The organism is Aquimarina atlantica, from assembly GCF_000626715.1.
In the GTDB taxonomy this organism is placed as follows: domain Bacteria; phylum Bacteroidota; class Bacteroidia; order Flavobacteriales; family Flavobacteriaceae; genus Aquimarina; species Aquimarina atlantica.
In genome coordinates this window covers 529,814-544,066 of record NZ_AQRA01000001.1, presented here as the reverse complement: position 1 = coordinate 544,066, position 14,253 = coordinate 529,814, and the positions used below count along the sequence as shown (strand labels likewise).

Annotated in this window: 13 protein-coding genes; all 13 read right to left on the bottom strand. The window is 34.7% G+C overall.

From position 1 onward, the window contains the following. The 13 genes from ATO12_RS02375 to ATO12_RS02315 all read right to left on the bottom strand — a co-directional run bounded on the left by ATO12_RS02375 (window position 1) and on the right by ATO12_RS02315 (window position 14,253). Window positions 1–438, bottom strand: a complete 438-nt coding sequence (locus ATO12_RS02375; protein WP_034238292.1) for a 3-hydroxyacyl-ACP dehydratase FabZ family protein — start codon at window positions 436–438, stop codon at window positions 1–3. A gap of 12 nt (window positions 439–450) precedes the next feature. Further along, window positions 451–933 carry a hypothetical protein gene (locus tag ATO12_RS02370; protein WP_034238290.1) on the bottom strand — a complete coding sequence of 161 codons (483 nt, stop codon included), beginning with the start codon at window positions 931–933 and terminating at the stop codon, window positions 451–453. 10 nt (window positions 934–943) lie between these two features. Then, entirely contained in the window at window positions 944–1,735 is a 792-nt protein-coding gene (locus ATO12_RS02365) for an SDR family oxidoreductase (protein ID WP_034238288.1), read from the bottom strand. Between the two features lie 66 nt (window positions 1,736–1,801). Next, window positions 1,802–2,854: a type III polyketide synthase gene (locus tag ATO12_RS02360; RefSeq protein ID WP_034238286.1), complete on the bottom strand. Its 1,053-nt coding sequence runs from the start codon at window positions 2,852–2,854 to the stop codon at window positions 1,802–1,804. Window positions 2,855–2,874: 20 nt separating this feature from the next. After that, window positions 2,875–3,594: a methyltransferase domain-containing protein gene (locus tag ATO12_RS02355; protein ID WP_034238284.1), complete on the bottom strand. Its 720-nt coding sequence runs from the start codon at window positions 3,592–3,594 to the stop codon at window positions 2,875–2,877. Next, window positions 3,588–4,718, bottom strand: a complete 1,131-nt coding sequence (locus ATO12_RS02350; protein WP_117590001.1) for an NAD(P)/FAD-dependent oxidoreductase — start codon at window positions 4,716–4,718, stop codon at window positions 3,588–3,590. The genes ATO12_RS02355 and ATO12_RS02350 overlap by 7 nt, the downstream gene beginning before the upstream one ends. Before the next feature lie 80 nt (window positions 4,719–4,798). Beyond that, on the bottom strand, window positions 4,799–5,491 hold the full coding sequence (locus tag ATO12_RS02345; protein WP_034238281.1) for an OmpA family protein: 693 nt from the start codon (window positions 5,489–5,491) through the stop codon (window positions 4,799–4,801). Between the two features lie 17 nt (window positions 5,492–5,508). Continuing rightward, window positions 5,509–5,988: a lipocalin family protein gene (locus ATO12_RS02340; RefSeq protein ID WP_025663919.1), complete on the bottom strand. Its 480-nt coding sequence runs from the start codon at window positions 5,986–5,988 to the stop codon at window positions 5,509–5,511. 200 nt (window positions 5,989–6,188) lie between these two features. Next, entirely contained in the window at window positions 6,189–7,508 is a 1,320-nt protein-coding gene (locus tag ATO12_RS02335; RefSeq protein ID WP_034238279.1) for an MFS transporter, read from the bottom strand. Between the two features lie 149 nt (window positions 7,509–7,657). Next, window positions 7,658–8,479 (bottom strand): M48 family metallopeptidase, encoded by an 822-nt coding sequence (locus ATO12_RS02330; RefSeq protein ID WP_034238277.1) that lies wholly within the window; start codon window positions 8,477–8,479, stop codon window positions 7,658–7,660. A gap of 127 nt (window positions 8,480–8,606) precedes the next feature. Further along, complete coding sequence (locus tag ATO12_RS02325) at window positions 8,607–11,012, bottom strand: glycoside hydrolase family 31 protein (RefSeq protein ID WP_034238275.1); 2,406 nt, start codon at window positions 11,010–11,012, stop codon at window positions 8,607–8,609. A 50-nt stretch (window positions 11,013–11,062) separates the two neighbouring features. Beyond that, complete coding sequence (glgB, locus tag ATO12_RS02320; RefSeq protein WP_034238274.1) at window positions 11,063–12,973, bottom strand: 1,4-alpha-glucan branching protein GlgB; 1,911 nt, start codon at window positions 12,971–12,973, stop codon at window positions 11,063–11,065. A gap of 8 nt (window positions 12,974–12,981) precedes the next feature. Beyond that, window positions 12,982–14,253 carry a glucose-1-phosphate adenylyltransferase gene (locus ATO12_RS02315; protein WP_034238272.1) on the bottom strand — a complete coding sequence of 424 codons (1,272 nt, stop codon included), beginning with the start codon at window positions 14,251–14,253 and terminating at the stop codon, window positions 12,982–12,984.

The window sequence follows — 14,253 nt, the reverse complement described above, 5'->3', positions numbered from 1 at the left end:
TTATCTTTTAAAAGCTACTCCTGCTACAATACCCTTAGCAACCAACACGTCTTCAGTATTATACATAGCAACTTTACATTTTAATTTATTAAATCTAAAATATTCTTTAGTAGCAATTACAGTCACTTTCTCCTCTGGATAAACGGGGTGGTAAAAATTAATATCACTACTGGTCATTGCTACTCCAAAACTTGTTTTATCCCATTCTCCTTTTAAAAGATAAATCCCAAAGCATGCCATTCCGATTTGTGCCATACATTCGGTAAGAATCACCCCTGGAGTAACAGGATTGTCTTTAAAATGGCCTTCATAAAAATATTCATCCTTTAGAAAGGTATAAGTGCCTTTAATGTGATCATCATCAACCTCCAGGATTTTATCTACAAACAAAAAAGGTTTGCTATATGGCAGTTCTTGTATAATATCTTCTATACCCAAAATTAAACAAATTTAAAACGCACATCCATCAGGAAGTGGTTGTGTTCTTTCTAAATGGTTAGCAAATTCACTTTCTAAAGTACTTCTTGTAAATCCTTCATTTACATTACCTTTAAACACTTTATCACCATATTTGCTTGTATTCATATGCGCACGTACATACACGATTTGATCTTTTTTAATAGGAACAGATCCTCCTGATCTCACAAAAGGCTGTTCATTTACATGACTATGCGCCAAAATCCTTCTGTAGAGCAGTTCTCCATCTTCAGAAATAACCTCCCACCAATCTGCATATTGATCACATCCCCGATCCGGACTCTTAATACCTACACTAAAATAATACTTACCCTCTTCTCCTGTTACTTCGACACTAATAACCTCTGCCTTATTATCATCTACACCAGTGACCATATTTCCTATACTATTGTTATCTTCTTTACAAGACAGGATGTAAAGGATAAAGGGTACACATAGAATTGCTATATTTTTCATTTTACTTGTTTTAGTTTAAATGTTCGCCTCCGTTCACAGGTATCACACAACCATTAATCCAGGAGGCTTCTTCTTTACATAGCAAATACACTACATTTGCTACATCTTCTGGTGTTGTAATTCGATTAAATGGGTTACGTTGCTGGCTGTGTGCTATAATTTGTTCGTGGCCAGGTATCATTCGTAATGATTGCGTATCTACTGCTCCTGGTTGCAGACAATTGGCTTTAATACCGTACGGTGCAAACTCTAGTGCTATACTTCTGGTGATGGCTTCGAGAGCTACTTTGGCAGTAGAAACAGCTGCATAATTTTTCCAGGCTTTGGTATTTCCTTCGCTGGTAAAAGAAATAACTCTGGCATCCTCTGCAAACAATGACGCTTTAAATATCGAAGCAACCCAATCATAAAGGCTGATCGCCATGGCATCTATGGTTAAATGAAAATCATCATTCTTTAATATGTTTTCTGCATCAATCATAGGTTTTAAGTTGCCCTTTGCAATGCTATGCACTATTGCTTTTATGCGTTCTTCACCTATAACATTGGTTATTTCTGCTATGACTTTCATTCGTTTTTCAGGCTTCAAAAGATCTATGTTAAACGAGAGAAAACCGATTCCTGTTTCTTTTATTTTCATAAAATCTGCTTCAATCTGGTTCATTTCACTTTTGCGATTGCGATGTACAATGATAATATTCATACCATGCAAAGCTAATTTTTTAGCAGAAGCTAAGCCCAAACCACTACTACCACCCAGTATGAGTGCCCATTCATTTTTATTTGCAAAATCTTTATTCACACATCTAAATTTTTAGTGTTTGTTTTTTTAAGTTTCGCTTTTTCGGAAATGAAAAAATAGTAATTTTTACCATTCTAGCAATATTCGTTGCGCAGAAAATCCGGGACCAAAACTAAGCATGAGCCCTATTTCCCCTGGTATTGGGTTTTGTGCTAGGAATCGTTCTAATACATACAATACCGTAGCACTACTCATATTGCCATATTTCATCAAAACAGCCTTTGTATCTTCTATATTTTTTCCTAAATGTCCAAAAAGCTCTTCTACGGTCTGTACTATCTTTTTTCCTCCTGGATGAAAGATAAGATGATCCACCTCTTCAATGGTTTTATTGTATTTTGCCAAAAAAGGATGGATTATATCAGGAAAATGGGCTGCAATAGTTTCTGGTACTTTAGGATCCAATATCATCTGCAAGCCTCCATTTGTTAGCTTAAAACCCATCATTGTTGTTGCATCATAAAAATGATACATCTCGTCTCCTATAATTTTTGGACCTATAGCATCTTGTTCTGATGATAATAGTGTACATGCGGCACCATCACCAAAAATAGCAGCACTTACCATGTTGGTCATGCTATAATCATCTAACTGAAATGTTGCTGTAGGTGATTCTATAGCAATAACCGCAGCTCTCTTTCCTGGGTTGGCTTGCAGAAAGTTTCTTGCATAAATAATTCCCGAAACACCTGCTGCACACCCCATCTCTGTAACTGGCAATCTTACAATATCTTGTTTGAGATTAAGATCATTAATAATAAATGCATCAATAGAAGGAATCATAATACCTGTACAACTTACAGTAATAATATAATCAAGGGATTTAGGATCCCAATCGACTTTTTCTAATGCTTTTTTTAAAACAGACGTCCCTAGTTTCTTTACTTCTCGTACGTAAATATCATTTTTCTCTTCAAAAGAAGTAGCAGAAAACACTTCTTCAATACTCATAATACCATAGCGACGATCTACTGCAGCATTTTCAAAAATTTTAATTACTTTACGTCTGAAACGTTCATTCTGACCTGATAACCACTGAGAAACAAAGGGTAATATCTCTTTTGTCTCCCGCATATACTGTGGGAGTTGCTTGGTTACAGCAGTTATTTTTACATTCAATTTTTCTTACTTTTTTAATTTTACTTATTTGAGGTTTTTATAATCCACCGGTATCTGAAAGCCCATTTCCAATCTACTTTATACTCTTGTAATTGAAGTGCTTTAGCAAAATATAACAACTCTTGTTTTTTGAATCCTCTTTTTATAGAGACTAATCCATCATTTTTTGCTACATGCCCTTTAATAAAAAAGAAGCTAAATACTTTAAAGAGGTAATATGCCAATGTACTACGATGAAGATCATTAATCACTACAGCGGTTTTGGCCAAGTTAACAGCTTTTTTTATAACTTTTTTGATCTCATTATCTTTAAGATGATGTAGGGTTAATGTACAAATAATGATATCACAAGAAAACTCTGAAGCTTCTATTTCTAAAATATCTTTGTTAAAAAATGATATTTCAGGATATAAAGTACTTGATTCAATAGCGCAATCTAAACATTTGTTATTCAAATCAATACCAATAAGATTTATATTCTTTTTTTCTTTCCTAAATGAATCAGCAATCGCCCTTAACATCTCACCATCACCACAACCTAAATCTAGAATAGTAATTTCCTGTGAGAAGCTTCGATTTTTAACCAATGTATGTACAGCTTTAATTGTAATTGCATTACCTCCCAACCATTTATTTGCTCTAGAAATATCTGATAATGCTATTTTCAAAGCTTTTTCTTCAACTTCTGGATTATCCATGAGTTCTACCTCGTTACTCCTGTATTGTAAATTTGCTAACATATCAAAGGCTCTCCATGGGTTTGTTTTATAATTCTAGGTACAATAGCCGGTATGGTATTAGCTATTGCGTATGAAAGCTGTTGTAAACTATCATTTAACAAGATTTTTTGCAATGTTCTACCAGTATACAATCTTTTAGAAAATGCTTTGTTCCATTGTTTGGTGTATTCTGTTTCTATTACTTTTCTGGGAGTTATTAACCCCTGATTATAATTATGTATCAGTAATTGACTTAGTATTTGAGCACTTTGTATTGCCATTGCCATGCCATTACCACAAAGAGGATGAATTAAACCAGCAGCATCTCCCGTCATAAAGACGTGATCTTCAACAGGATTTTTCTTATCAAAATTTATCTGGCTTATCGTAATAGGGATATCAAATAATGGTTGAGCATTCTTAAAAAATGCACTTAAATGTGGGTTTTTACATAGAACCTCCTTTTGAAAGATATCTAAATCTTTATATTTTTTAAAACTGTCATAAGTCGCCAAATAACACGCGTTTACGATGTTGTTTTCTACCATAGAAAGGCCACAGTACCCACCTTCAAAATTATGTAAAGAGACTGTATCTGAATCAAAATTAGCCTTGTAATGGGCCTTAACAGCCAACCATGGAGATTTTCTATAGCTAAAATCCCGTTTTAAAGTTTTATCAAGTTGAGTCCGTTTCCCATATGCACCAACAACATAATCACTGGTTAGTAGACGATTAGCTACTGTTTTAATTTGAAAACTATTATTGTGATAGTGTATATCGGTTACCTGGTCCTGTATTAATTGCACTCCTACTGCAGCTGCTTTTTCCCATAGATAATGATCGAGAGCATATCTACTAACACCAAAACCACCCAAAGGTAATGTACTATGTATGCATTTTCCTTTTTGTGTACTTATAATAAATTTTGAAATTCTGGTAGGTTGTAAAACATTGATATCTAAATCTAAAAAACCAAAATATGGGAGTACTTCATTAGATATATATTCGCCGCATACTTTATGTTTTGGGTATGTATTCATTTCGATAAGTGTAACAGGAATACCTGCTTTAGCCAAATGAATAGCATTAGTTAGCCCTGCGAGTCCCCCGCCAATGATTAGTATGTGTGAATACTTGTCCAAGTATTGAAGATACATTAAAAATTAAGCATAAAAAAATCCCGACTGTATAGTCGGGATTTTAAATGTTTTATTACAAAAGTTTATTGCTTAACTTGGTTTTGTGCATCTTGCTTCATCTTTTCATTAGCAACAATACCAAGCTCAACTCTTCTATTTTTAGCTCTTCCTTCAGGAGTTGCATTATCATATTTTGGAAGTGTTTCTCCGTGAGCATAAGTCGTTAAACGACTCTTGCTTATTCCTTGCGATATTAAATAGTTTGTAACAGCATTTGCTCTTTTTTGAGATAATGACATGTTATAACTATCATCACCTGTACTATCTGTATGCCCTTCTACAATAATATTAGTATCTGGGTATTCTTTAAAAATACCAGCTAATTTGTTAAGATTAGCTTTAGATTTCGAATTAAGAGTAGATTTATTCGTTGCAAAATATACTCCACTATTCTCATCAAATACTACATCAATACCTTCTCCTACTCTTGTTACCTCGGCTCCTGGTATTTCTGATTCAATTTTCTGAGCTTGTTTATCCATTTGCTTACCGATAACACCACCGGCAACACCACCAACGACACCACCGATTACGGCGCCAAGTGCAGAGTTCTTGTTTTTTACATTATTTCCTATAATTCCTCCAATCACAGCTCCGGCAGCAGTACCTATTACTGCTCCTCGTTGTGTATTATTTGAGTTCTTAACAGCTTCACAACTTGTTAAAATTGCAACAGCCATTACAGCAACCACTATTTTTTTAAGATTTGTCTTCATCATTTATCGATTTGAGTTTATTGTAATTTATTAAAATTCATGGTGATTACAAAAGGTTTCCCTTCTAGGCTTACAGTCATTTTCCATGTCATAGTAGTATCATCCAGGTGATCCAAAAGCATTCTGTAACCAGCATTATTATTTGTGCTTTTTTTCTTTTCGTTTATGGGTTTGAACATAAAGTAATATGCTCCATTACCCTCAGGCTTAGGAATTGTAAATCTAAAGTTTCTCGCTCCTGTAGAAACACAACTACTTTGATTTACTTCATACTTTCCGGTATTATTATTTGGGATAAATTTCCAGATACTTCCCGTAAAACATTCAGCAGAAGCATCATTGTACAGGTTTACTTCAAATATCCCCTGACGGTCATAAGAGATTTTATCAAGAGACCATTCCCCTTTTAGGGTCTTTTTTGCTGCAATAACGGTTTGTTGAGTAGTATTACAGGAAGCCAGTAGTACAACTACCAACGCTAACATAAGTTTTTTCATTGTCGTGAGTTTTATTATATAAAAGTAGCTAATAACGATAACGTTTCCAATATTATTATATTTCAAAATGATATTTAATTATCACAGGCAAAATAATCTTAAAAACTAGATGAAATACACAAAAAAAGGATAAAAGCTTTTTCTCAGCTTTTACCCTTTTTCTTACTATTATAAAAACCTTACAAGGTTTACCTAGACAATCATTTAGTTTTTGGAACTCTGAATAATAGGACGAGACCAACTACAAAGAAAAGAATTAAGAAAAGAATCGAATATCGTACACTCCCGGTTACCTGAGCGATAATCCCGTATGAAAACATCCCAATTACAATACCTATTTTTTCTGAAACATCATAAAAACTAAAATATGAAGCCGTATCAATAGCATCTTCTGGCAATAACTTTGAATATGTAGATCTTGACAATGCTTGAATACCTCCCATAACAAGACCTACAATTGCTGCAGTAGCATAAAATTGATATGGTGTGGTAATTGTATACGCATAGACACAAATACCAATCCAGATAAAGTTAATTACAATCAATGTTTGTATATTTCCGAATTTTGAAGATGCTTTAGAAGTAAGATATGCTCCCAGTACGGCAACAAGTTGAATTAGCAGGATACTTATAATTAAACCGGTAGTCGCGTTTTGTTCTCCCCAGTCTAATTCTTCAATTCCGAAATAAGTAGCAATAAGCATAATTGTTTGTACTGCCATACTATACACAAAAAATGCACTTAGATATCTACGAAGTCGTATATTGTTCTGAAGCGCTTTCCATATCATTTTTAGCTCTTTAAAACCATTAAAAACAACAGCTTTGGTTAATACATCTTTCTTATTTCCTTTCGGAAGGTAATAATATGTGTATTGGCTAAACCCAATCCACCAAACTCCTACCATAACAAAAGATAATCTGGTTGGCACACCTTCACTTTCAAAACCAAACCATTCATATTTTAAGATCATAACAAGATTTATGATCAATAAAATTACACTTCCAATGTATCCAAGAGAGTATCCCTTGGCACTAATAGCATCTTGCTGCTCTGGAAAAGCAATATCTGGTAAATATGAGTTATAAAATACCAAACTAGCCCAAAAACCAATTAAGGCTAAGAAGTAGCACAGTAACCCAAACCAAAGATGTTCGAGGTTAAACCAATAAAGACCAATACACGATAATGCACCCAGGTAACAGAAGAATTTAAGGAAATTTTTCTTATTCCCCACATAATCTGCTATTCCCGAAAGCAATGGGCTAATTATAGATACGGTTAGAAATGCCAAAGCGGTGACATAACTTATTAAGGAATCATTATTAAAATCGTATCCTAAGAAGCGTACTGTATCATTAATAATTTCTCCCTGATCATTTCTAACTATAGTGAGTGCTCCCCAAAAAATGGGAAAAACCGCAGAAGAAATCGTTAAGTTATATACTGAATTTGCCCAATCATAGAAAGCCCAGGCATTTAATAATTTTTTATGCCCTTTTGGTAGTAGTTTACTCATTTACTTATAAAGTTAAAATATATCCGTTAGATTAAAATCGCTATTTAAAGTGTTCTTATATAACAATTTATATAAAAAAAGCTGTTCTGAATTTGCTCAGAACAGCTTCTAAAGTAAGTATAATCTTTTTAAGATTATAAACTTTATAATTATTTAAAAGTGGTTACCCCAAATTTTTTGGCTTCAGCTCTTGCTGCAGGGGCCCATGCTGTTAGATTAGCAATACGCGTATCGCTTGATGGATGGGTACTCATAAACTCTGGTGGGGCTTGTCCTCCACTATTTGCTTTCATACGTTTCCACAATTCTGCAGCTTCATCAGGATTATAACCCGCAATTGCCATTAATTGTAACCCTATACGGTCGGCTTCTGTCTCGTGACTTCTGCTAAAAGGTAACATTACTCCAAATTGACTTCCTAAACCAAATGCTGTACCAACGATCTGTTGTGTTTTTTGGTCTTTCCCACTTACCGCAATGGCGGTTGCTGCTCCTGCTACTTGTTGAATTTGGCCTGCACTCATTCGTTGCTGGCCATGATTAGCTAATGCATGAGCAACTTCATGCCCCATTACAGCAGCTATACCCGTTTCGTTTTTTGCAATAGGTAAAATCCCTGTATAAAAAACAATTTTACCTCCCGGCATACACCAGGCATTAACATTTTTATCTTCTACAAGATTATATTCCCATTTATAATCTTTGAGATATCCTTGATAACCATTAGCATTTAACCAACGTTCTGATGCTTTTGCTATTTTTTGGCCAACTCGAGTGATCATTTGTGCGTCAGATGTTCCTTTTATAACCTTATTCTCTCCTAAGAATTGATTATACTGCTGAAAAGCCATTGGTAATATCTGAGAATTAGGGACTAATGCCAATGTTTGTTTACCCGTAAATGGATTTGTCGCACAGGACATAAATAATAAAACAGTTCCTAATAGGACTATAGATTTTCGCGTGTTCATATATTAATATTATCTTGAATTTTCAATTTTGTTAAAAATACGAAAATAACGGGCTACCTTCAAAAAACAATAGCTAATATTTCTTTCAAAAAATCTACATAATGCCTTATTGTTCGATAAAAGGCAATTATTTTGCTATAATATGAAGTTCTGTAAAACTTTTAGGAACAGTTAGTATATTATTTTTGGCATCAAAACCTACGCTTTCAAATGAAACTACAACATTGTCAATTTCAATTTCATTTATTTTAAACGGAAGTCCTATCAGTTCTATTTGCATTGTTTCATATTCGGTAATATAGCTACCATCTTTATGTTGCTGAATAATAACTTCATTTTCTTTCCCTGTAAAGGAAAAACTTCTAAGACTATATCTCCCTTTGACATAATCATACCCATCCTGGGCATCCTCATAAACTTTGGATACCTCTTTATTTCCTAACTTATAATAAGCTTCTAGTTTTAATTCTTCTATCCTCTTTTCTCCTACATACTGCTGTATTGGATATTTGGGTATAATTGCTCCTTCTTTAATAAATAATGGAATAATATCCAGGTCGGCATCTACCCATTGCTCTTTTCCTCCTTTTACATATGCTCTGGTCCAGTAGTTATACCAATATCCTTTTGGGATATACATTCTTCTACCTTTGGCATTAGGTTCTTGTATTGGGCATACCAGGATTTGGTTTCCAAATATAAACTCGTCGGTTCTATAATGAGTTTGTAAATCTTCCTGATCATACAATACCAAAGATTTTAGCATGGGGATTCCTGCTTCTGCATATTCCCAAAACATGGTATACAAATATGGTAATAATTGGTAGCGCAATTCTACATATTTTCTGGTAACATCTACTACTTCTTCTCCAAAGGTCCATGGTTCCTGATTACCATGATCTCCAGAAGAATGTGTACGACAGAACGGATGAAATACTCCTAGTTGAATCCATCGGGCGTACAACTCTCCCGTTGGGTGCTCTGCGAATCCCCCGATATCACTACCTGTAAATGACATACCACTCATACTCATACGTTGTGCCTGGATATTGGCAATCCATAGATGCTCCCAGGTAGCCACATTATCTCCTGTCCATGAAGAAGTGTAGCGTTGTGCTCCAGAATACGCAGATCGCGTAATGATAAAAGGACGCTTAGGGTATGCAAATCGTTTTACCCCTTCATAAGTAGCTCTGGCCATTTGTGTGCCATATATATTATGTGCTTTTCTATGGCTACAATAATTACCATCATAACTATGGCGTACATCGTCTGGAAATGTTTTTCCAGGGACCTCCATCACTGCAGGTTCATTCATATCATTCCAAACTCCTTTTACTCCTATTTCATCAATTATTTCTTTAAATAACCCTGCCCACCATTCTCTTACTTTGGGATTCGTAAAATCTGGAAAAAAACATTCTCCTGGCCATACTTTTCCTCGCATATAAGGACCATCAGCTCTTTTACAGAAGTAATCATTTTCCATCGCTTCTTGATATACAGAATATTCATCATCAATCTTAATTCCGGGATCGATGATAACCACCGTTTTAAAACCATCTTCAGCAAGCTCTGTTACCATACGTTTAGGATCTGGAAAATATTCTTTATTCCAGGTAAAACACCTAAAACCATCCATATAATCAATATCAAGGTATATGGCATCACAAGGGATTCGAAGCTCTCTGAACTTGTGTGTTACTTCTTTTACTTTTTTCTCTGGATAATAACTCCATTTACATTGATGATACCCCAAAGCCCACAGCGGTGGTAATTCGGGCTTACCAGTTAAATCTGTATATCGTGTAACCACATCTTGCATATTAGGACCATAAAAGAAATAGTAGTTCATCTCTCCTCCCTGAGCCCAAAAGCTGGTTACATTACGTCGCTCATGACAAAAGTCGAAAAAAGTTTTGAACGTATTGTCAAAAAATATCCCATAGGCTCTTTCTTCATACATCCCAATATAAAAAGGAACGCTCTTATATAGTGGATCCTGATCTTTACCAAATGCATATTGATCGGTTGCCCAGTTTTCTACACGCTTCCCTTTTAGGTTAAGATGCATTGGTTTATCTCCCAGGCCATAGTAACACTCGCCTTGAGGTGCAGATTTACTCATTTTTACAATATTCCCTCCATACTCATAACTTTGCTCCCAATGAAATCCCCAATCGTCTTGACAGATAATGTTACCTGTAGTATCGCGAATAGTTACATGAATATTTGCTTTAGCAATACAAATACTAATTTTTGAAGTTGTAATAGTATATTCTGTATCAGTCTCATCGACTTTTAACATACTATATCCTCTCGCTCCGGTTTCACTTATTGCATAAGAGAAATCTTTTTCAAAATTATTATCGGTTGCATATCGAAAACGAATTACACTTCCTCTTAGAATAGTAACTTGTAGAATTACTCCGTTTTCTGTTGTAAAATTTAGAGTATCTACATGCTGTGAAAAGGAGACGATCTTACCAGGAAATAAATTCCCTTTTTGTTCTAGTTCTGTATTGATAATCATATTGTTTTCTTTTAGTTAGATTTGGGAAATTCTTACTATTTTTTATATACTTAATTGTTAATCTTAAATACCACAGCTGCTAATGGAGGAATGGTAATCTCTGCCGAATATTTTCGATAATGCCATTTTTTTACTTCTATCATTATTTCTTTTTGATTAGAAGTACCACTACCTCCATATATTGTAGCATCACTATTGAATAATGGTATTAATTCTCCTTTACCTGGTAATCCTATACGATAATTTGTTCTAGGCACCGGGGTAAAATTACAGACGATGATTAAATCATCTTTTTCTTTTATTCCTTTTCGGATATATGCAATTACTGAATTCTCATGATCGTCATAACTTATCCATTCAAAACCAGAAGTACTAAATTGTTGTTGGTATAATGCAGGATGTTTCTTATATAGTACATTTAAATCTTTTATTATTTTCTGAATTCCAGAATGGTATGTATACTGAAGTATATACCAATCTAAGCTATTTTGAAAGTTCCATTCTTCTCGCTGCCCTAGCTCTGCTCCCATAAATAGCAGGTTTGCTCCTGGATGTGTGAACATATAGGTATATAACAATCTAAGGTTAGCAAATTGCTGCCATTCATCTCCAGGCATTCTTCCGATGATACTGCTTTTACCATGAACTACTTCATCATGCGATAATGGAAGCATAAAATTTTCGGTAAAGGCATAGGTCATACTAAAGGTAAGATCATTTTGGTGGTGTTTTCTGTAAATTGGTTCTTTTGCAAAATACTGTAGTGTATCATGCATCCAACCCATCATCCACTTCATCCCAAACCCTAATCCTCCCAGATAAGTAGGCTTAGAAACCATAGGAAAGGACGTAGATTCCTCTGCTATTGTTTGTGTATCAGGAAAACTACGATATACTTCTTCATTTAACTCTTTCATAAAAGTAATAGCTTCTAGATTTTCTCTTCCACCGTATATATTGGGTTCCCATTCTCCATTTTCACGAGAATAATCCAGAAATAACATAGAGGCCACAGCATCTACCCGCAATCCATCTGCATGATACTGATCCAACCAAAAAATAGCATTACTGATCAGAAAGCTTTTTACCTCATTTCTTCCGTAGTTAAATATTAAACTTTTCCAATCGGGATGGTACCCTTTTTTCTTATCAGGGTGTTCATAGAGGCATGTTCCATCAAAACAACCAAGACCATGACTGTCTTCGGGAAAATGTGATGGTACCCAGTCTAAGATAATTCCAATATCATTTTGATGAAGTTTATCTATTAATACTTTAAATTCTTCTGGGTAACCAAAACGAGATGTAGGCGCAAAATATCCTGTAATCTGGTATCCCCATGAGGGATCATATGGGTACTCCATCACTGGCATCAATTCTACATGGGTAAACTGCATCTCTTTAACGTAAGAAACCAATTCATCAGACAGTTCTATATATGATAAAGATCGATTTTCTTCTATCTTTTTTTTCCAGGAACCTAAATGTACTTCATAAATAGAATAAGGAGCATCAAGAGCATTATGCTTTTTGCGTTTCTTCATCCATGTTACATCTTCCCAATTGTAGCTATCCTCCCAGACAACAGAAGCCGTTTTCGGAGGATGCTCACATCGCCTGGCATAAGGATCAGCCTTTTCTGTCTTAATATCATTATGATTGGAATGAATTTTATATTTATACACACTTCCTTTTCCTATGTTTGGAATAAAACCTTCCCATATTCCGGACTCATCCCATCGTACATATAATTGATGTTTTCCTTCTACCCAATGATTAAAATCTCCGATTACGGAAACAGATTTTGCTGAAGGTGCCCAAACCGAAAAATAAGTGCCTTCTACTCCATCAACTGTAGTGATGTGGGAACCAAATTTTTCGTATAAACGATAGTGTTTACCTGTTTTGAAAAGATTAATATCAAATTCTGAAAAGAAACTAAAAGGAAGTACACTATCCATATACACTATTATAATTTAAACCCATCGGGAATTACAGTTCCTTTTTTAATTACCACAACACCTTCTCGTATTACATACGAATCTTGTTCGGTATCTTCGAGATGCATACCTCCGTTAATAACAACATCGTTTCCTATTCTGGCATCTTTATCGATAATGGTATTGGTAATAGAACATCGATCTCCTACACCAATAGGTGGAACTCCATTTTTTCGATCATTTTCTAATTCAGCTATATTCTGATAGGTATTACTTCCTATCATATAGGTGTTTTTAATCATGGTATCGTTTCCTATTCTGGAACGAATACCAATTACAGAACGTTCTATTTCTTTAGCATTGATAATACAACCTTCTGCAATCATAGATCTATTTAATTGGGTACCTGAAATTTTTGAAGGAGGAAGTATGCGCGGTCTGGTTAACACCGAATGTTCTTTATTGAATAAATCGAATTGAGGAATATCATCGGTTAAGTTAATATTTGCTTCGAAAAAAGCGGGTACATTTCCGATATCTGTCCAATATCCTTCATATTGATATGCCAGTACTTTATTTTTTGAAATTGCCTGGGGAATGATTTCTTTTCCAAAATCAATAGTATCAGGGTTTGATAAAATATCGATCAGGAGTTGTTTGTTAAAAATATAAATCCCCATAGACGCCAGATAGTGTCTATTTTCATTTTTCATTTCATCACTCACTTCAGATTCCCATCCAGAAAGTTCTTTTAGATCTGGTTTTTCTACAAAAGAAGAGATAAAACTATCCTCATCGGTTTTTAAGATACCAAACTGGGTAGCTTCCTTAGATTTAACAGGTATAGTTGCAATTGATATGTCGGCTCCTTTATCTACATGAGCATCTAGCATCTCATTAAAATCCATTTGATATAACTGATCACCAGATAATATCAACGCATATTCAAACTCATGATTTAATAATTGATACATCGATTGGCGTACTGCATCTGCAGTACCTTGATACCATGTTTTATTATCTGGGGTTTGCTCTGCTGCAAGAATATCAACAAAAGCATCGCTAAAATTGCTGAAAATGTAAGTGTTCTTAATATGCCTATTTAAGGATGCAGAGTTAAACTGGGTAAGCACAAACATTCTTTTTATATCACAATGTATACAATTAGAAATTGGAATATCTACTAGTCTGTACTTTCCGGCTATAGATACTGCAGGTTTAGATCGTTGATCTGTAAGAGGGGATAATCGGGTTCCCTGGCCTCCTCCTAAAATAATGGCTAGAACTTTTTTGTTGATCAT